This window comes from Priestia megaterium NBRC 15308 = ATCC 14581 (assembly GCF_000832985.1).
In the GTDB taxonomy this organism is placed as follows: Bacteria; Bacillota; Bacilli; order Bacillales; family Bacillaceae_H; genus Priestia; species Priestia megaterium.
Map to the genome: position 1 here is coordinate 5,098,757 of NZ_CP009920.1, position 19,465 is coordinate 5,118,221.

Sequence of the window (19,465 nt, forward strand, 5' to 3'; positions counted from 1 at the left end):
TTTTGTTTCTGAACGTTTGTATATGAAAAAAGTGGCAAAAATACGTGTACTAAAAATAAATCGATAGTCCCATATAAAGATACGTTTTTATACGGGACTAGTGTAATAGTGGAAAATGAATGAGAGGAAAAGGCGTTGTTTTACATGTAATAACGAGGAGCTCTTCGGAAAGAGAACGAATTAAACATAAACAAAAAAGCCGAACTCAAAATGTAAGCTCGGCTTTTTCTTATATAACAAATAGAAGTATTATAAAATGTTTGTCGTATTAGTGTTCTCGACTCTTCTCAAATTTTTCAACAGCTTCAAAATCAAGCTCGGCTGATATCCAATCGCCTTTTTCCGGGAATTCTAGATTTCGAACGACTATTTTATTCGGCCCTTTTTTTTCTAAAATTTTTGCCTGGAAGTTTTTGTACATAACTACTTCTCGTTCTTTGATATCTGTCCACAACAAGTGCAGAACCCCTTTCAACTTTAAGAAGTTAATATTTCGAAACACTGTTTTACATTTTATTATATTTTTTTTGATTTGTTAATTTTTTTGTCTTGTTTTTTATAAAAAAATGATCCAAACGCTTTTTTCTACTATAATATACCCAAAATATCTTTTAACCTTTAAATATTTATGTTATATTTTTAAAATTGTATTACAAGTTTTTTGTTTTTGCCTTTTCGTTTCTCCTCTTTTCTTCTTTTTACATATTCATAATAGACATATCAATCTATACTAATACGTATCAAGGTTTAAAAGTTCAAAAATATCTTACCATACTAAAAAGCATTGGGTTGTCCCACTAGAAATCCAATCGAATTTACAAAACTCCACCGAAAAAACTAGAAACCTTTAGCCATACAAAAGACTGCTTTTACCGCATTTATATTTTAATGAATACTACCAACACAATTTGAGGTGCCCACAATGAACGTATTAACACACGCTATAATTATCTTATTAGCTTATTTAATTGGGTCAATTCCTTTTGCTTTAGTGATTGGAAAGGGCTTTTACAAAACCGATGTTCGCAAGCACGGAAGCGGTAACTTAGGAGCCACTAATACCTTTCGTACTTTAGGAAAGAAAGCAGGTATTATAGTATTGATTGGAGATATAGCAAAAGGTTCGCTAGCTGTCTGTTTACCGCTTATGATGAATAGTCACTTGCATATGCTTGTCCCTGGATTTATCGCTATTCTTGGACATAGCTATCCTGTTTTTGCAAGGTTTAAAGGAGGAAAATCTGTAGCGACTGCGGCTGGTGTATTCCTTGCATTTTCACCATTAGCTTTCATTCTAGGAATTCTTGCTTTTTTAATTTCTCTCAAAATTTCTAAATACGTATCCTTATCTTCACCTATTGGCGCATTGGTTGCCTTTTTAACATCAATTTATGTAGGTGATGTAGTTTTAATGGTATTTGCAGCCATTATTTTTGTTTTCATTACATGGAAGCATATTAAAAACTTCAAACGTATTAAATTAGGTACAGAACCTAAGGTTAATTTTTAAACGTACTAAAGTTAGTAATCTTTAAATGGTGTGACCAAAAAGGTGTTCATGAGTTGAACACCTTTTTAATTATTTTAGTACGTCTTGTCCCAAGATAGACGTAAATTATGAAATTTCTTTAAAAATGCTCTTGGTTATAGCCTAAACAATACATTTCGCTGCTTCCTATATCTCATTTTGTAATTTGATATTTACTATTTAACCACCTTAAAACGATGAGTGTTACGGCACCAGCAGCTAGATATAAGAAACCTCCAACTTCTATTACATACCCAAAAGGTGGAATAAGCTTTGGTAAAAAAACCATCCCGGCAAGAGAAATAAAAATTAAGACAAAGAGTAGAAAAAAGTCCTTAATCTTATTCGAAATTTTGTAAACAGATTTTTGTATCCATTTTAAAAGCAGAAAAACATCAAGAGAAATAATAGCTGCAACAATAACAAAGGTGACGATTGCTGTTCCGATATAAACAGTCTGGCTGCTATCCTTAACATAATGTACAACGATATTTCCTATCCCGCTTACTATAGCCATCAAGCTTGCTAGCTGTAACAATAAAAAGCTTATAAAAAAAGCAGTGCTTTTTAAGGGTTCTTTAGGTAACTGTTTAATCATTTCATCACAGTACGTCCTAAGATTCTCTCCAAACACCTCTTCAGCACGCTTCCCTTCCGCTTGTGCGTCAATAAGGTGATCTAAAAGCTCCATCAATAACTCTTCAGCCTGCTGTTCAGAAACTGACACACTCGTTCGAATGTAAACAAGCATATTATCATAGTACTCTTCATTTTCCTTGGTCAGCTCTTTTCGCTTCTTATTATTTAATTGAATTAATTCCTTAGCGTTCATCGTAAAAACTCCTATTCAACAATTTATCTACAGGGTTTTGAATGTTGATCCATTCCTCTTGGATTTCACATAATGCGCTCTCACCAGATGCCGTAAGATGATAGTACTTTCGTTTAGGACCCGAAGGCGATGCTTTCATTTCTCCCTTTATTAATCCCTCCTTTTGAAGACGTAGTAAAATTGGGTAAATCGAACCTTCACTCACATCATTTAATCCATATTGTTGAAGCTTCTGAGATAGCTCATAGCCATAAACCGTTTCTTTTTGAATGATTGATAAGATACACCCTTCTAAAATTCCTTTTAACAATTGACTTCTCAAAGACATATCGATTTCTTCCTTTTCACTATCTTGTTATACAAGATACATTTTTAAAGTAAAGCTACCTTGCAAGACAAGATAGCTTTATATCACTCATAATAACCTATTTATGGTAAATATTCAACCATTTATTTACTTTTTTTATTAAACCACTTAACATAGTAATCTTTTTAGTAAATTTGAATAAATAAATGAAACCTTTCCTCTCTACTAACCGTATACCTATCATGCACGTATTAGTTAAAGGAGGAAGACTTGTGCTAAAACGAATTTCACTGTTTATTTTCGTTAATATTTTAGTATTAATTACAATCACAACGATTACATCTTTATTAGGTGTTCAAAGCTATATGGGAAGCAGCGGTTACGGCGGCCTGCTGGCATTTAGCGTAATTGCCGGCTTCAGCGGCGCGATTATTTCTCTTATGATGTCACGCGTGATGGCAAAGTGGATGATGGGTGTTCAAGTTATTGATGAACGTTCCCCTCAAGGTGAATACGAACGGTTTGTTCTAGAAGAAACGCACCGACTTGCATCTGTTGCAGGATTAAGAAAAATGCCTCAGGTCGGAATTTATCATTCAGCGGAAGTTAACGCTTTTGCAACTGGGCCAAGTAAAAGACGCTCGCTTGTTGCCGTTTCAAGCGGAATGCTCGAACGAATGGACCGCGATGCGATCAGCGGCGTTATCGCTCACGAAATAGCGCATATTAAAAGCGGTGATATGGTCACAACTACGCTTCTGCAAGGAGTATTAAATACATTTGTTATTTTCTTCTCTCGTTTAGTAGCCAAAGCGGTGTCAAACTTTGTGCGAGAAGAGTTTGCGATGGTTGTTTATTTCCTTACATCGATTGTATTTGAGATTCTCTTTAGTATCTTAAGCAGCCCAATTATCTTCTGGCATTCAAGAAGACGTGAATTCAAAGCCGATGAGCTTGCAGCTAAACTCGGTGGTAAAGAAAAAATGATTTATGCGTTAGAATCGCTTCGTCATACTACTTCATTAGTAGATGACCGTCAAAAATCCATTGCTGCTTTTAAAATTAGCGGCAAAGAAAAATTCTCACGCTTATTTTCTACTCACCCGCCGCTCGAAAAACGCATTGAGCGCTTGCATTCACTATAAGCACACAAAACCAGCTTCTTTAAAGAAGCTGGTTTTTTTATGTTATGACTGAGGAGCAAGCACACGTGTAGTTTCCCACAGCAAGACGCCTTCTTCATTTTTTGTTAATTCAACGTATCCTTCTTTCTCTAAATACGTAAGCTGGCCGTACACTTCCGAGAAAATGAAGTCCGGTGCTTTTTGATACATATCCGGGAAAAAAGCTGCGCTGACTTCAAGCGTTGTTTTCTTTCCTTCCCCCATCGCTTGTAACACGCGCAGCGCCCATTTATGCTGCTTTTGAATACGTTCCATAATTAAAGAATGAATGTCACTAAGCGGTTCACCATGTCCGCTGTAGATCAAATCAATGTCATAGTTCAATGTTTTTTCTAGAGACGCTAAGTAGTCCAATAGCGGCGTAGGCTTAGGATTTTGGATTGTCGGTTCTAAGTATGGATTTGACGGCACTTTTGGCAAAATATGATCTCCTCCAAACGCGACTTTTTCTTTTCGATTGTAAAACATCAGCTGACTCAAGGAGTGTCCCGGCGTTTCAATCACTTCCCAATCACTAGCATAGGGAAGTGTATCTCCTTCTTTCAAATACCCTGCTAGCTTCTGCCCTTTAGGTGAATATACTTGAATTGCAGCCGTTGCTTTACGAAGCCATGTATCCATTACATCATCACTGACTCCAAACTCCATAAGAAAATTACGGTATAGCTCATTATGCTGCTGAACAAACTCTTCATCTTGGTAAATCCAAGGCTCCACAAGCTTATGACCGTAAACCGGTATATCACTCGGTAGCCATTCTAAAAATCCAGTGTGATCGGGATGCTGATGAGTAAGAATCACTTGTTCAATGTCTGTTACTTTATATCCTTCTTTACGAAGCGCCTCTTCAAAAACATTCCACGCTTCTTTGGTTTTCATCCCTGCATCAATTAACGTTACCTTGTCTGCTTTTAATAAAAACACATTCACTGGTCCAATTGGAAATGGCGTAGGCAGCTCAATGCGTATCACTTTATGATCTAAACTCATTTTACCAAACCCCTATATCTGCATTCTTTTTACTGCTTTATACTGTTAAACGTTTTATTCTTTTAAATAGTCAAATTCCTGCTAACTTCTACCTTTTGCAAAAGTGCGCTGAGCATCAATAATTAGATGACTCTTTGTACTCGTACAAACATTTTACATAAACTCATACTATTAATAGTTTAGCAGGTTTGAAGACAAATTGATAAAGGAATGCTTTCCATTGTACTTATTTAAAACGAACAAATGGTTCATCAAACGAAAAAAGTAAGATAGAATAAAGAGATGAAATGATGGTATAGGGAGCATAGTTTATGATTAAAGCGATTTTTCTTTTTATCCTAGCGGGTCTTGCTGAAATTGGTGGAGGCTATCTGATTTGGCAGTGGCAGCGCGAAGGAGCATCAAGCTGGTTAGGACTTCTGGGCGGTATTGCTTTGGTGCTGTACGGCGTCATTGCTACGTGGCAGTCGTTCCCGGACTTTGGACGTGTATATGCAGCTTACGGCGGTATTTTTATTGTTTTAAGCCTGTTTTGGGCGTGGTGGGTTGATAAAAAAATGCCCGATACATATGATTGGATTGGCGGACTTGTGTGTCTGATTGGCGTAGCCGTTATGCTTTGGCCAAGAAGTTAAGTGAGAGCGCAGAAAGCGGCAGAATACATGAATTCTGCCGCCTTTTATTTTTTTAGATAAATACAGCTATATTGCCAGTTTATGTACTCACAAAAAAGACAACCCAAAGGTTGTCTTTTCCATTACTTCAACTCAGCCCATCTTTTATCTAATGATTTTAACAGCTCATCTTCAGATGTTTGGCCGCCGATGTATTCTTGTACATCCGCTCCAAATTTTTGCGTTACGCCTTCAGGGAATTTTGTCCATTCCCAAGGAAGCGTTTTTTGATCCTTAGAATATTTAAGAAGTTCTTCGCCTAAAGGTCCAATGTCTTTTGCTTCAATTGATTTAAAAGCTGGAATGTACTTAAAGTCTTCTACTAACGCTTTTTGGCCTTCTTTAGATGTGACCATCCAGTTTAAGAAGTCTTTTGCTGCTTTTTTATCTGCCGCTGGTGCTTGTTTGTGAATAACCCAGTTGCTTGGAACGTCGATTGCAAGCTTGTCAGCTACAGCTACATCATCGCTTAACGGCATAGGTAGAATACCTACATCCATGTTCGGCGTAATTTTATTAAGCATTGGCTGAATCCAGTTTCCTTGCTGAATCATCGCTGCTTCACCGTTCGCAAACTTCGTTACTTGCGTGTTGTAGTCCGTCGTTAACGGATTTTTGTTTCCGTATTTTACCGTTAAATCAAGCAGCTTTACATACTGTTTGAACTGCTCGTTTCCTGCGATTTTCGTACTGCCGTCATTTAACCCTTTAATAAATGCATCCGGATCTTTTTGACTAGCAAATGGAATATTTAAGCCGTGGTTTCCAAGCACCCACCACTCGCCGTAGCCGATAGAAAATGGCGTAATACCGGCAGCTTTTAGCTTTTTAGCCGCTGCTTCTAATTCTGAATATGTTTTTGGGAGTTCTTTGATGCCTGCTTTTTTGAACAGTTTTTTGTTATATGTAAATCCATAGCCTTCAAGACTGATTGGCTGTCCATATACTTTACCGTCCATCGTCATTGGTGTAAGTGTATTTTCGTACGCATCATCAATCCAAGGCTGATCGGATAAATCTTCCAATTTATTTTTCCACGTTTTTGCCTCTTGATATCCCCCGTTTGTGAAAAGGTCAGGTGCATTACCCGACGCAAACTGCGCTTTTAAAGCTGCTGCACCGTCAGCTCCTCCACCGACCGTTTGGATATTGAACTTCACATTTGGATGTTCTTTTGTGTATTGATCAGTTAGAGCTTTTAGCTGATCAGCGATTTCTACTTTTCCTTGAAATACATCTACTACTACTTGATCTCCGCCGCTTTTTTTATTACCCGATGCGCTTTCGTTTGAACACGCGGTTGAAAATAAAAGCGTAGCCGATAAAACGCCTGCTGCTAAAGGCCATTTTTTCATTTTAAATGCCATTTTCCGTTCCTCCCTATTTGCTGCTGATTTTGACGCCTCAGCATCAAAATCAGCCCTGTTGCCGTTTCTATTATTTAATTGAACCGCTTGTAATTCCTTTAACAATGTGTTTTTGCATTGCAAAGAAGAAGATTAATAGCGGGATAATACTGATTACAAGTGCTGCTAGTGCTAAATCCCACTGCTTTGTATACTGACCAAAGAAGAAGAATGTCGCAAGTGGAATCGTTCTTAGCTCAGGATCTTGCAGAACAAGAGACGGAAGTAAGAAGTCATTCCAAATCCATAGGCTGTTTAAGATAACTACGGTTACTGTAATTGGTTTTAATAACGGGAACACAATTCTCCAGAATACGCCTAGACGTGAGCATCCGTCGATGATTGCGGCTTCTTCTAGCTCAACTGGAATTCCTTTAATAAATCCGTGGTATAAGAAAATCGTCATACCAGAACCAAAGCCTAAATACATGATCACAATACCCCAGATGCTGTTTAATAGATTTAAGTTTCCTGCTACTTTTACAAGCGGAATCATGATGGATTGAAACGGAATAACCATTGCCGCTACGAATGCCATAAAGATAATGCTGCTGATTTTTTTCTTTGTTCGAACCAGCATGTAAGCTGCCATTGAACAGAAGATGACTAGAACTGCGTTACTAATGACTGTAATGATCAGCGAGTTGCTAAGCACTTTTAAGTAATTCATTTGGTTGAATGCATTAACAAAGTTTTGAAACTGAATTGTTGTCGGCAGTGCCGATGTGTTTGATAAAATTTCTGCAAATGACTTCAGTGAGTTTGAAAGCACGTAATAAAATGGAACCAAGAACACTAGTCCAAGCAGGACTGCTAAAATTTCAACAATAAAGGTTTTGCTCGTATATTTGTTTCCCATCACGATTCAACCTCCTTCTTCTTGGTGTATGTTACTTGAATAATTGTAATTGCTGCTACGACGATGAAGAAAATTAAGGCTTTTGCTTCACCTAGACCGTATCTGTTATTAACAAATGCTTCTGTATAAATGTTAAGCGCTAACATTTCTGTTGATTTGAATGGACCACCGTTTGTTAATGATAAGTTGACATCAAATACTTTGAATGACCATGAAATCGTTAAGAATAAACAAACCGTTACTGCCGGTGCTACCATTGGAATTGTAATGTGACGAAGAATTTGCCATCTGCTTGCTCCGTCAATTTTTGCTGCTTCAATTAGCTCTTGCGGTACGTTTTGCAGTGCTGCTGTGTAAATAAGCATGATATAGCCTGCTCCTTGCCATACACTTACAATCACGATGCCCCAAAATGCTGTTTTTGCGTCTCCCAACCAAGGAAGTTCAAAAAGCGAAATTCCCGTGATTTGTCCGATAGATGCAAATCCTTTTACAAAAATGAACTGCCATACAAATCCTAGTAAAAGTCCGCCAATTAAATTCGGCATAAAGAAAACCGTACGTAAAATGTTTCGTGTTTTTAACATTTGAGTAACAAGGATTGCTAACACGAACCCAACCACATTCGTTAAGATAATCGCAACGACCGTATATTTTGTTGTGACCCAAAACGATTGCTGAAACTGCTTATCTTCGGTGAACAAGTATTTAAAGTTATCAAGTCCCACCCAGTTAATCGTACCGTTTACTCCGTTCCAGTCTGTAAATGAGTAATAAATCCCTGTAAAAAATGGTATAAGTACAATCACACAAAACGCTAAAAGTGCGGGCCCTACAAATAGAGCAAATAAACCTACATTTTTCAAATTTTTACGTTTTTTTGTATTAATGGATGGTTCTCTTTTAAGTTCTTGCTCTAAAGGAACATATTCTGTCTCCTGTAATTTACTTTGGCTATTCATCTTACTAGCACCTCCCTATGTCTTATTTTAGCGAAATCAGTTATTTATGAAACCGCTTTAATTGACGAGTAGGGTGTAAAATATTGACCTTTGTGCAACATTTTCTCCTCGGTGCACATTTTACGCCCTTTTTTACAACATGAAAGAAATAAAAGAAAAAGCTAGAAGTGGACGACGTATCTTCTTATCTTATACACTAAAAAAAAGATGTAGTTGGGAGGAACATACGCATGACAGCCAAACGAGCGTTAATTACGGGTGCCAATTCTGGAATGGGGCTGGCCACAACGATTGAACTAGCTAAAAAAGGATTCGAAGTCATTATGGTATGCCGAAATGAAGAAAGAGGAAATACGGCTTTAGAAGAAGCGAAGCGTCAAAGCGGATCGGATTCCATATCTCTTATGACCTGTGACTTAGCTTCTCTCGCTAGTATCCGGGCTTTCAGTGATGACTTTACGTCTCGCTACAGTGTGCTTGATGTGCTGATTAATAACGCGGGCGTCGTGACAGTTAAGCGGGAAACAACGCAAGACGGATTCGAAATGATGCTTGGTGTCAATCATTTGGGTCACTTTTTATTAACTAATTTACTTTTAGATCCGCTGAAAAAATCTCAGCAAGGACGCATTCTAAACGTTGGGTCCGGTGCTCATAAAGCTGGAAAAATAGACTTCAACAACCCTCACTTAACAACAGGATTCGGAATATGGCGAGGATACTCTCAGTCTAAATTAGCGAATAATTTATTTACGGTCCATTTAAGTAAAAAGCTAAAAGATACTTCTGTAACCGTAAATTGCCTACACCCCGGTGCAGTCTCTACCGCTATCGGCGTTAATCGTCAAACGGGTTTTGGAAAAAGCGTTCACGCCGTGCTTCGCCCTTTCTTTTTAACACCTCTTCAAGGTGCCGAAACAGCTATTTATTTAGCAGACAGCCCTGAAGTGACGCATATTAGCGGCGCTTACTTTTATAAAAAACGCGTTACGCCCCCTTCTTCAAGAGCAAAAAATGAACGGCTTGCAGAAGAATTCTGGAATTGGAGTGCACGCGAAGTTGGCTTATAATGTAGAATAAAAAAAGGTCAGCTTTTCAGCTGACCTTTGCGTATTAGAAAAACGTTAGTCCTATAGCAAAAATAAAGCCTGATACAATTAAGGTCGTCACGCAGTAGCCCATTATATCGCGCGCTCCGAGCCCTGCGATAGCTAGTGCGGGCAGTGCCCAAAACGGCTGCGCCATATTCATCCATGCTTCTCCGTAGGCAATGGCCATCGCAGCGACTCCCGGATCTACGCCGAGCTGTTCAGCTGCCGGCATAATAAAAGGTCCTTGTACAACCCAGTGTCCTCCTCCAGACGGAACAAAAAAGTTCACAACGCCAGAACTTAAAAACGCAAGAAACGGAAATGTCGTTTCATTTGAAATCGAGATAAACGCGTTCGTTAGCTTCCCGCCTAAGCCTGATAGCTCCATCATGCCTTGAATACCTGCGTAGAATGGAAACTGAATCAAAATCCCAGCGGTTCCTTTCGCAGCATTAGAAACGGCATTCATATAGGATAAAGGCGTGCGGTGAAGTAAAATACCCGTTGCAAAAAACAATAAATTCACTGTGTTAATATCCATTTTAAAACCGTTTGTAGCAAAATAATAAATTAAATATGAATACCCAAGAAGCGCTATCGTCAGACTTAAAAACCTGCTGTTCTCCATGCGTACAGCAAATGTTGGCTTAGAAGAAGTTGTCTCAACAACTGTAGCCGGAGCCATTTCATCTTCCGCCAACAGTCTTGGATCAATTTCTACCACTTCTTTTCCCGTCGGCATCATCAGTCTTGTCATAATAGGAAGGACAATTAATAACCCGAGGGTAATAAATAAGTTGTACCCTGTAAAAATCGTGTCTGACAGCGGAATAAGTCCAGCCGTTTTTTCCATTGGGTTTCCAGGTGTAGCAGCGACAAGAGGAATAGAACCCGACAAGCCTCCGTGCCATGTTAAAAACCCTATGTAAGCACAGGCAATTAAAAACCGGTAATCAGATCCCGGCACGCGCTTCGCTACTTCTTTCGCAAACAGCGCACCTACAATTAAGCCAAACCCCCAGTTAATCATACAGGCCATAGCTGCGCCGAGCGTGACCAGAATTACCCCTTGCGCCGGAGTTTTGGCTAGCAGTGCTATGTTCACAAGCCACTTCTTTACAAGCGGCGAGCTAGCAAGCGCATGCCCTGTGACAAGCACTAAGCTCATTTGCATCGCAAATGCCAGAAGGTTCCAAAAGCCGCTTCCCCAAAACTGAACCATTTCAATCGGCCCGTGAGGAGTAAAAACAATACCTGATACAAATAAAATTAGCGTCAGGATTAAAGCAAATACAAACGGATCAGGTAAAAAGCGCTGCACAAGCGCCGTAAAGAAATTAGATAACGCTTTCATTTTACTCCTCCTTTACAGGAATACTCCTGTGAATAAATGTCGACAAGCATCTTTAATTATACATAATTTGTTGAAAATTGTTAATATTTAGTTTAAATAAAAAACCCTTCTGTTTTCCAGAAAGGTTTTACACACTAAACGTTTGAATAAGAGTTGGCTCTCCGTCAAGTTCAATTTTCTTTTCTTGAAAGGAAATATGTAAGCTTTCATAAATATGTTTCCAAAATGAAATAGCCCGCTTATTGCCTGCAAGCTCAATAATCATATACGTTCCTTTTCGATGAGAGAAAATGTCTTTTACCGTTTTGGAAGCGATGCCCTGCCCTCGGTATTTGTTTAAGATAAAAAAATCATTGATGCAGTAATCTGCTTCCTGCTGAAGTGCGGGCTGTTCAAGAAGTAAAAAAAAGCCCGTCAGCTTATCATCTACTTTAATAAAGTATGGCGAGAGGCCTTCTACTTTCCAAAACAGAGGCAGCTCTTCAAAATGGAAAGCTCCATCTTCGCGAATATCTAAAGAAGGTGTATACGCAGATAAATCGTGGAGATAAAGAGAATACAAATTTTGCAAAACGCCCGCTTGGCTTTTAGGTACTTTTTCAATCGTAAGCATTCCTAGTTCATCTCCTTCTTTTCCTATCATAAGGGTTTTTTGTGAAAGTTTACAGTAAAAATGTTTGAGGCAAAGTGAAGATGGATAGTCAAAAAGCTATTTTTTCATTTTGTAGATGTATGAAACGCAATAAAAAAACGATCATCTCCGGTACTGTACGCTCCGTCTGATAATCGTTTTTTATGTTTTGTTTGCTGATGCTGAAGTTTTTCCTTCTTTGTTTTGGTTTTGCGCGTTTCCATGTCTGCAAATATAAACAGGCTGCGGTTTAATTCTGGATTTCGCTTTCCTTCACGCGTCATTTTATCACGCATTTTTTTTGCTTTTGACTTTGCCATGTAACTTCCTCCCTATATAAACGATGTATACATATCTTACTGCTTTTTTATAAAATGTCAAGTTCAGAAGCACTGATGTGTTAACAGTGCTTCTGTATAGTCATGACTCTTTATTTTTCAGCATATCGTCTAATTTTTGCTCCATACGCTGAAGCCTTTTTTCATTTGCCCCCTGCTTTTGAATCAACCTTTTTAAGCCTATAATAAATGCAATTATTACTCCTGCTATTCCTATCAGGATAAGCAGCATAAGAATTTGAAAAATCATATCACCTATATTAACCATAGTTCCACCTTTAATCTATTTTTTTACATTATATATTTTTTTTGGTTACTTTTGTTTTATTTTATAAAAAAAGCTCTCAATGCTGAGAGCCTCATTTACTATCTTCATCGTAAACTGTCCACTTTTCCTGTTTGATTTGATTGGAAACATCAATCAGCTTATTTTTCACTCGGTCCTTTTCCGGTCCTGTTAAAGGCGTAGGTCGGTAGTCGTTTCGCACTGTTGTGGAAGAAATACGGAATGGAATGACGTTGATGTCTTTATTCGTCGTTAGCTTTCCATCTTTAATCGTAAACTTCTGCTGAAATACAAATGTATCTTTATCACTTGGATTTTTGTTTCCGCCAAACATAAAGTTTCCTAAGCTATAGACAATAAATTTATTTTTGTACTCTTCAATTCCTTGAACAACATGAGGATGATGACCTAAAATTAAATCTGCTCCGTTATCAATTGTATACTTTGCCAATGCTTGCTGCGCTGTATCAGGAACATAGTGTCGTTCAGACCCCCAGTGGAAATGTACAATGATAATTTTAGCTCCTTTTTCTTTTAAAGACTTAATTCCGTCTTTAATCTGGCTTCTTATTTCTTTGGTGTCATCCCAGCCCGGATATCCAAGCAACCCAACTTTGACTCCTTTTACCGTGGTGACGTATGTATCTTCATAGCCAAAATAACCTATTCCGCTTTTTTTCAAATTCTCTCTTGTATCATCATATCCTTGCTGTAAATAATCACGTGTATGATTATTAGCTAAGTTAACGGTTTCAATACTTCCTTGTTTTAAAATATTCACAAAAGAAGGATCACCTTTAAAACGAAATGTTTTACTTGCTTTTTCAGTCGCAGTTGTCAGCGTCGTTTCTAAATTAACCGTTGTTAAATCATCTTGTTCAAAAATCGACTTTACATTTTGCGTAAAATACGGAAGGCCATTTCTTGCCGCTACGTCATTAAAAGTAGAATCATAGCTGAAACTTTCATCATTTCCCAAAGTAAAATCTCCCGCTGCGCTAATTTTAATGGTTGTATTAATGCCCTCTTTTTTCTCTTTTTTTGTCGCTTTTTCTTTAGATTTTACAGCTTCTTCTTTTTTCTGCGGTTCAGAAGATGTTTGTTCTCCTGCTCCTCCGCACGCTCCCAGTAAAAAACACAAACTTCCATAAATAACAGCTTTTTTTAAATACTTGTTCATGTAACGTTAAAACCCCTTTTTACGTTTTAATAACTGTGTTTGGACATGGTGTTTAATGTTCATTTCGCCAAATACATACAATCTTCCTGTTATATCGGCAAAATAAGTGAAATTTTTATAAAAAAAGGAAATTCCAATCTTCTTTTTGAGTTAAAACAAGAGTTTTTTTAATACAAGTGCTATGAAGAAAGCTGATGATCTTTGATAAACGTCAAGGAATTTACAAAAATATAGAGGTTTTCAAACATCACCTAAAATAAAAAACCTCCTTTGCTCATGCAAAGAAGGTTTTATCTAAACTTAACAAATCGAATCATTAGATTTAGGGTTTTTGAGTCCAAATATCGGTCGGATAAATATTGCTAATCCTGTGCCAAGCATCGCCATAACCATCCATACCCATCCATGAAGACTAAATGAAGCAATGCCGCCAAAGTAAGCGCCGATGTTACAGCCAAAAGCAAGACGCGCACCATACCCCATTAAAAGGCCGCCAACAACAGCTGCTCCCGCAACTCCGGGCTTAATCTTTCCTGGTTTGAACGTCCCTTGCGCCGTCGCTGAAATGAAGGCCCCTAGTATAATCCCAAAGTTTAACACGCTGGTAGAGTCTGCTAGCACACTTTGCGTTAGCGCTTCTCCATTTGCACCTTGGAAAAATCCCCAGCTCGATACATCTATCCCGGCTGCCATCATGGCTTTTCCACCCCATAATGCAAAAGCAGAAGTGATTCCCCAAGGGTTTCCTCTTACAGCAAGCGTCAATGCATTTAATACGGCCAGCACAATCGCTGCTGTGAATAGAGGCCAAGAGCCGCGAATAATCTTTGTCCACCCTTTTGTAGTAGGAAGCTGTTTCATCATAGGCGGATTTTTCTTTTTGGCAATTTGAATCGTAATCCAGTAAATCGCTGCGAACGCGATAAGCTGTATAATCCAAGCTCCAAAATAACCAAGACCTGTCGATTCAGCTAATGAGATAGGGGGAAGCGAAGGTTGCTTTTGCCAAAATGGCAAATGATACGCCCCAAACATAGAACCTACAATAAAGGCTAAAAGCGTTAAAATCATAGAAGAAGAGCCGCCGCCTAACGAATACAGCGTCCCTGAGGCACATCCATTTCCTAACTGCATGCCAATTCCAAACATAAACGAACCAACTATCACGCTTACTCCTACAGGTGAAACATATCCTTTTGGCGTTACCCCTGTAAAGCTAAAGCCTGTACTTAAAATAATAGCAAACAATGTTGACGCAATTGCAAGCATAAGCATATGCGCTTGCAAGCCTTGAACATTGCCGACAGATACAAGGCGGCGAAATGCTGATGTAAAGCCAAAACGTGCGTATAGAAGCGTCATCCCTAACGCTAGGCCGATAATAAATAAAACACCTTGCGTCCAATTAGTCGTGAGCACAATCGCAAGAAATAAAATAACTGCTGCTATAACCCCTCCTGCAAATAATGGCTTTTGCATAGGGCTTAATTCTGTTACAACAGTAGTCGGCTTTGATTTATATGATGAGTGCAACGTTTGTACCACATCATCAACTCCTTTTCTGATAGAAATACTAAGAATTAATATTTATCATCTTATAGCACTTCCCTTCTCCTGTAAACTGTTTAGCAAAATGAAAGTGAATTGTTTATTTTTTAAATTTTCTTACCTTTAGTCATACGAAAAGCAGAAGTTTCTATTCTTCTGCTTTTCGCTGCTAAACGTAAATAGAATGAATCTCTTTTACCGGAGTAGGATGAGGCTTTGCAAAATAATACCCTTGAAACAAATCATATCCCATCTCTATCAGGCATTTTAAATCTTCTTCTGTCTCTACCCCTTCCGCAAGAGCCTTCGCCCCCATTTTATGAGTGATAGCTAACATCTCTTGGGCCACTTTTTTCTGTTTCTCATTTTTACTGACTCCCTTTGTGAATTCAAATGCTAACTTCACCACGTCAGGCTCCACTTCTAAAAGCCTCTTCAGCGTGTTATAACCAACCCCTACGTCATCTAAAGCATATTTAAATCCATGGGAACGATAATAATTCAAAATGTTTTTTAAATGCTCAATATCTTGAACATCCTCCGTTTCAATCACTTCAAACACTATTTGCTCGGGTTTTATATTCAATTCTTGAATTAACGCAAATGTAGATGCCAAGCAATGCTCGGGATTATATATTGCTGTAGGAATAAAGTTAATAAAAATCAGCTGACGATCAATAATACTAGCATTTTTTACAGCTTCTAAGCGGCAGGCTCGGTCAAGAGCGAAGGTTTTATTTCTTATTTGAGCAGCTTCAAACATTTTAAAAGGCGGTATAATACTTCCGTCTTCTTCTAATCCTCTTGATAAAATTTCGTGCCCAACGATATGCACGCGTTCGTGATCAATCGATACAATCGGCTGATAATATGAGCAAATTCGCTTGTCTTCAATCAGCTCATCAATCCACAAGGCATCTTTCATTTTTTGAAAAACGGTGATTGGCTCCATACCCCCCAGGTTTTCAAACGGGCTCCGCTGCTTGGCTTCTACAGCCCACACATGCCGAGGGTCTAGATGCTGATGAACATAATCCATAAAACTCCAAAAGATATCTTCCCTCATCCAGAACATATCTTCTCCAAGAGTCTTCCATTGATTTTGAGAAATATCTTTAAAGTATTTTTCCAATTTCTTCACATCGTTTGACTTCTGAAAAGAAACCGTATATCCTGTCCTAATTGGCAGACACCCGTCGCACCCCATAGTTCATCTTCTCCCTCATTTATCATCAGTTTTTTGTATGTAAACATGGATAATTCTAGGAACTATACCACTTTTAAGAAATTTGCAAACCCTATTTTCCCTTTAAAATAGAACGTACTAAAAAGTTTTGGTAAAATGGTAGACGGCTTTTATTATCTAGATCATAGAAGAACTTGATATAAGGAAGTGAACAATGCATGAGCAAAAACCGTTTTACGAAGTGGTTTTTATTTTCTCTAATACTCTTTGCCTTAAGTACCGGAGCAATGTATTATATGCTGTACATATCGTACTGGACGTATTCTATTAAGCTGTTTTTAATCGCGGTACCACTCTTCACCTTATTATCGGTTGCTTTTGGTTCGTTGGTAATCATCCATGAGCGCAAAAGAAAACGTGTATTTCAGCTGCAAAATGAAGGAGCCAGTCCTAAAAGTACGTTTATTCAAGGATTTTCCGAAATAACGGTAGGAGCAGGATGCATCGTGCTGTGCTTTTTTCTTTTTCTTTATTTTCTAATGGATTATTGAGTACATATAAAAAAGACGAGCAGGCAGCTCGTCTTTTTTTATTTGGATCTTTCTAGAATATCTCGAACGCTTGCATAGTCAAGCTCTTTATAAGTGCCAACACCTGGTTTTACAAAGGTCTTTTCAACAATCGCATCAAATTCACGATCATCAATATCATAGTCACGCAAGCTGTTCGGGGCTCCTAAGTCATTCCAGAAAGTGCGAAGCGCTTTTGCTCCTTCCATTGCTGTTTCTTCATCGCTTTTTCCTGCTGGATCAATGCCAAATACGTTTACAGCCAATTGTTTTACACGGGAAGGGTCTTCTTTTAAGACGTGCTCCAGCCAGTTAGGGAACAAGATAGCAAGACCGCCTCCGTGGGGAATATCATATACAGCCGACAGAGCATGTTCGATACGGTGAGTAGCCCAGTCTCCCCCGTCCGTTCCGTTTGCTAAGCTTCCGTTAAACGCCGTCGTGCTGATATACATCATCGTTTCACGATACTTATAAGAAGTCAGGTCTTTAAGAAGCTTAGGACCTTCTTGTACAGCCGTTCTTAGTAAAGATTCAATAAAGCCGTCGATCATCGGCGTATTTTCCGTGCGATGAAAATAGTGTTCAAGCGCATGCGACATACTGTCAACAATTCCATAGACGGTTTGATCGCGCGGCACTGAAAATGTGTACGCCGGATCTAAAATAGAAAAGAGGGGAAATACGTGAGAAGACGTCCATCCGAGCTTTTCTTTTGTTTCCCAATTTGTTATAACAGAAGTTGAATTCATTTCAGACCCAGTTGCTGCAAGTGTTAATACCGTTCCAAAAGGAAGCGCATCTGTAATCTCTTTTTTACGTGTAATTAAATCCCATGTATTTCCTTCATACACGGCTCCAGCTGCAATAGCTTTTGTACAATCGATTACACTTCCTCCCCCAACGGCTAAAAGAAAATCAATGTTTTCTTTTTTACATATATCCACGCCTCTAGCTACTGTAGTCAAACGAGGATTAGGTTCTACACCAGACAGCTCGTGAACAACCGCGTTAATAGACTGAAGTTCAGCTTTCACTTCGTCGTATACGCCGTTTCGTTTGATACTTCCTCCTCCGTATACTAACAGAACGTTTACTTGTTTATGATAAGAAGCAAGCTCTTGCGATAGCTTCGTAATTTGATTTTTTCCAAAGTATAATTTTGTAGGATTGTGCTGCAAAAATATATTCATGTTCTACACCTCTAGTTTCATGTTTTATAAAAAGTGTAGCACGAAAACTACTTCATCATTATTGAAGATTCTCTATATCTATTATCAATATTTTTGATAACCTTCTTGAACAAGTGAAATAAATTGTTGAATAGGTGCCGTCAGCCATTTTTTCTTTTTGAATATGAGCTGTGAATAAAGATAAAATTCTTCGTGGTCAAACGGGACTTTAATCAGTTTTCCACTTTCCATCTCTTGTTTTACCGCTATTTCCGGTACAAGAGCAATACCTAAATTATCCGCTACGCACTGTTTAATCGCTTCAAGACTGCTAAACGAGATGACCGATTGCATATGAATACCGCTGCTGCGCATCATCTCTTCTAAAAGCGTGCGATAAGGGCAGCCGCTCTCAGTTAAAATAATGGTCTCTCCCTCAAACTCTTCCATTAGAACGCTGTTTCTTTTACTAAAAGAATGAGAAGACGAAGCAATCATAACCATGTTTTCTTTTCGAATAGGAATCACTTCTAAACTTGAAGATGTTTGAAGGCGATCAAGCAAAACGGCTACATCATACTTTCCGTCAATAATTCCTTGTGTTAAATTTGGACATAAACCCGCTTCTAGCATAATCTTTAGAGAAGGGTGCTGTTTTTTTAATTCACGAATATACGGTGTAATAAAATAGGCGGCCAGCGACTCCACGGTTCCTATTGAAACGGTTCCTCTAGCATCTTCGTTCGTAGTAAGGCGCTCTTTTGCTTCATTTAATAACTCGGTTACTTGATTCACATAATAAAGCAATTCTTCACCAGGCTGAGTCAGCTTCATTTTTTGTCCTGTTCGTTCAAATAGTTTTTGACCGTAATGATCCTCTAATTTTTTTATATGAGTGGTAACGCTTGACTGAGCATACCCTAACTCCTCGCCCGTTCGTGTATAGCTCCCCCACTTCGCTACTTCTTTGAATGTATATAAATAGTTAATATCCATATGCTGCTCCTTATGTACTGCTGTTTGGTTTCGTTGTCCATATGTTAAAGCTGTTCTAGTAATTAGAACTTATACGTAAATAGAATCACAGTACAGTATAAGCGAACTCGTTTTGCCAAGCAATTTTATCAACCTTAAAAATTCTTTTTATATTAGGCAATTACGCCGTTTTTTGTTCATAGAATGAAAAACAAACCTATGAAAAGAAAGGGTGTATCTCATGACAGCCTACAAAGAAGTGTTATATAAAGGAAAACGCTTTGTACTGATTCACGTATATGATTCAGGATACTGTGAAATCCGACCGATTGATCATGCTTTTAAAGTCGAACTTGTGCGAGTAGATGAGATAGAACAATGTGGATAACAATC

At 38.3% G+C, this 19,465-nt stretch carries 22 protein-coding genes; 6 read left to right on the forward strand and 16 right to left on the reverse strand.

Annotated elements, in window-relative coordinates; translation table 11 throughout:
- Window positions 1–268 precede the first annotated feature (268 nt).
- Entirely contained in the window at window positions 269–457 is a 189-nt protein-coding gene (locus BG04_RS26180) for a hypothetical protein (protein ID WP_230586543.1), read from the reverse strand.
- 465 nt (window positions 458–922) lie between these two features.
- On the opposite strand from BG04_RS26180, the gene plsY reads away from it, so the two are divergent.
- Complete coding sequence (plsY, locus tag BG04_RS26185; protein ID WP_034651130.1) at window positions 923–1,510, forward strand: glycerol-3-phosphate 1-O-acyltransferase PlsY; 588 nt, start codon at window positions 923–925, stop codon at window positions 1,508–1,510.
- 172 nt (window positions 1,511–1,682) lie between these two features.
- On the opposite strand, the gene BG04_RS26190 is transcribed toward plsY, so the two are convergent.
- Together BG04_RS26190 and BG04_RS26195 are read right to left on the reverse strand one after the other, a co-directional pair.
- Window positions 1,683–2,360: a DUF1129 family protein gene (locus BG04_RS26190; protein ID WP_034651127.1), complete on the reverse strand. Its 678-nt coding sequence runs from the start codon at window positions 2,358–2,360 to the stop codon at window positions 1,683–1,685.
- Window positions 2,350–2,688, reverse strand: a complete 339-nt coding sequence (locus BG04_RS26195) for a PadR family transcriptional regulator (RefSeq protein WP_013083614.1) — start codon at window positions 2,686–2,688, stop codon at window positions 2,350–2,352. The genes BG04_RS26190 and BG04_RS26195 overlap by 11 nt, the downstream gene beginning before the upstream one ends.
- A gap of 251 nt (window positions 2,689–2,939) precedes the next feature.
- Here BG04_RS26195 and htpX point away from each other — a divergent pair, with 251 nt between their 5' ends.
- The gene (htpX, locus tag BG04_RS26200; protein WP_013057489.1) at window positions 2,940–3,812 is read left to right on the forward strand and encodes a protease HtpX; all 873 of its coding nucleotides are present in this window, start codon (window positions 2,940–2,942) and stop codon (window positions 3,810–3,812) included.
- A 42-nt stretch (window positions 3,813–3,854) separates the two neighbouring features.
- On the opposite strand, the gene BG04_RS26205 is transcribed toward htpX, so the two are convergent.
- Window positions 3,855–4,841, reverse strand: coding sequence for an MBL fold metallo-hydrolase (locus BG04_RS26205; RefSeq protein ID WP_016764548.1), 987 nt, complete (start codon window positions 4,839–4,841; stop codon window positions 3,855–3,857).
- Window positions 4,842–5,152: 311 nt separating this feature from the next.
- Here BG04_RS26205 and BG04_RS26210 point away from each other — a divergent pair, with 311 nt between their 5' ends.
- The gene (locus BG04_RS26210; protein ID WP_034651124.1) at window positions 5,153–5,476 is read left to right on the forward strand and encodes a YnfA family protein; all 324 of its coding nucleotides are present in this window, start codon (window positions 5,153–5,155) and stop codon (window positions 5,474–5,476) included.
- Window positions 5,477–5,598: 122 nt separating this feature from the next.
- Here the strand turns inward: BG04_RS26210 and BG04_RS26215 are convergent, their stop codons facing one another.
- The 3 genes from BG04_RS26215 to BG04_RS26225 all read right to left on the reverse strand — a co-directional run bounded on the left by BG04_RS26215 (window position 5,599) and on the right by BG04_RS26225 (window position 8,742).
- Complete coding sequence (locus tag BG04_RS26215; protein WP_034651121.1) at window positions 5,599–6,882, reverse strand: ABC transporter substrate-binding protein; 1,284 nt, start codon at window positions 6,880–6,882, stop codon at window positions 5,599–5,601.
- Window positions 6,883–6,952: 70 nt separating this feature from the next.
- Window positions 6,953–7,780 carry a carbohydrate ABC transporter permease gene (locus BG04_RS26220; RefSeq protein ID WP_013057493.1) on the reverse strand — a complete coding sequence of 276 codons (828 nt, stop codon included), beginning with the start codon at window positions 7,778–7,780 and terminating at the stop codon, window positions 6,953–6,955.
- Window positions 7,780–8,742, reverse strand: coding sequence for a carbohydrate ABC transporter permease (locus BG04_RS26225; protein ID WP_016764551.1), 963 nt, complete (start codon window positions 8,740–8,742; stop codon window positions 7,780–7,782). The genes BG04_RS26220 and BG04_RS26225 overlap by 1 nt, the downstream gene beginning before the upstream one ends.
- Before the next feature lie 230 nt (window positions 8,743–8,972).
- Here BG04_RS26225 and BG04_RS26230 point away from each other — a divergent pair, with 230 nt between their 5' ends.
- The gene (locus BG04_RS26230) at window positions 8,973–9,812 is read left to right on the forward strand and encodes an SDR family oxidoreductase (protein WP_034651117.1); all 840 of its coding nucleotides are present in this window, start codon (window positions 8,973–8,975) and stop codon (window positions 9,810–9,812) included.
- Between the two features lie 43 nt (window positions 9,813–9,855).
- Here the strand turns inward: BG04_RS26230 and BG04_RS26235 are convergent, their stop codons facing one another.
- The 7 genes from BG04_RS26235 to BG04_RS26265 form a co-directional block, all read right to left on the reverse strand.
- Window positions 9,856–11,187: a TIGR00366 family protein gene (locus tag BG04_RS26235; RefSeq protein ID WP_034651115.1), complete on the reverse strand. Its 1,332-nt coding sequence runs from the start codon at window positions 11,185–11,187 to the stop codon at window positions 9,856–9,858.
- Window positions 11,188–11,314: 127 nt separating this feature from the next.
- Entirely contained in the window at window positions 11,315–11,800 is a 486-nt protein-coding gene (locus BG04_RS26240; protein WP_034651113.1) for a GNAT family N-acetyltransferase, read from the reverse strand.
- A gap of 104 nt (window positions 11,801–11,904) precedes the next feature.
- Window positions 11,905–12,138 (reverse strand): hypothetical protein, encoded by a 234-nt coding sequence (locus BG04_RS26245; protein ID WP_034651110.1) that lies wholly within the window; start codon window positions 12,136–12,138, stop codon window positions 11,905–11,907.
- Between the two features lie 100 nt (window positions 12,139–12,238).
- The gene (locus BG04_RS26250) at window positions 12,239–12,424 is read right to left on the reverse strand and encodes a DUF4083 family protein (RefSeq protein WP_013083625.1); all 186 of its coding nucleotides are present in this window, start codon (window positions 12,422–12,424) and stop codon (window positions 12,239–12,241) included.
- A gap of 91 nt (window positions 12,425–12,515) precedes the next feature.
- Entirely contained in the window at window positions 12,516–13,622 is a 1,107-nt protein-coding gene (locus BG04_RS26255; protein WP_034651106.1) for a CapA family protein, read from the reverse strand.
- Between the two features lie 300 nt (window positions 13,623–13,922).
- Window positions 13,923–15,167: a YeeE/YedE family protein gene (locus BG04_RS26260; RefSeq protein WP_034651104.1), complete on the reverse strand. Its 1,245-nt coding sequence runs from the start codon at window positions 15,165–15,167 to the stop codon at window positions 13,923–13,925.
- A gap of 172 nt (window positions 15,168–15,339) precedes the next feature.
- On the reverse strand, window positions 15,340–16,311 hold the full coding sequence (locus BG04_RS26265; protein ID WP_234943170.1) for an EAL domain-containing protein: 972 nt from the start codon (window positions 16,309–16,311) through the stop codon (window positions 15,340–15,342).
- A gap of 263 nt (window positions 16,312–16,574) precedes the next feature.
- On the opposite strand from BG04_RS26265, the gene BG04_RS26270 reads away from it, so the two are divergent.
- Window positions 16,575–16,907, forward strand: a complete 333-nt coding sequence (locus BG04_RS26270; protein ID WP_034651098.1) for a hypothetical protein — start codon at window positions 16,575–16,577, stop codon at window positions 16,905–16,907.
- Window positions 16,908–16,945: 38 nt separating this feature from the next.
- Here the strand turns inward: BG04_RS26270 and BG04_RS26275 are convergent, their stop codons facing one another.
- Together BG04_RS26275 and BG04_RS26280 are read right to left on the reverse strand one after the other, a co-directional pair.
- The gene (locus BG04_RS26275) at window positions 16,946–18,118 is read right to left on the reverse strand and encodes an iron-containing alcohol dehydrogenase (RefSeq protein ID WP_034651095.1); all 1,173 of its coding nucleotides are present in this window, start codon (window positions 18,116–18,118) and stop codon (window positions 16,946–16,948) included.
- An 84-nt stretch (window positions 18,119–18,202) separates the two neighbouring features.
- Window positions 18,203–19,093 carry a LysR family transcriptional regulator gene (locus tag BG04_RS26280; protein WP_034651093.1) on the reverse strand — a complete coding sequence of 297 codons (891 nt, stop codon included), beginning with the start codon at window positions 19,091–19,093 and terminating at the stop codon, window positions 18,203–18,205.
- Window positions 19,094–19,313: 220 nt separating this feature from the next.
- On the opposite strand from BG04_RS26280, the gene BG04_RS31155 reads away from it, so the two are divergent.
- Window positions 19,314–19,460, forward strand: a complete 147-nt coding sequence (locus tag BG04_RS31155) for a hypothetical protein (protein WP_168797085.1) — start codon at window positions 19,314–19,316, stop codon at window positions 19,458–19,460.
- Window positions 19,461–19,465 lie beyond the last annotated feature (5 nt).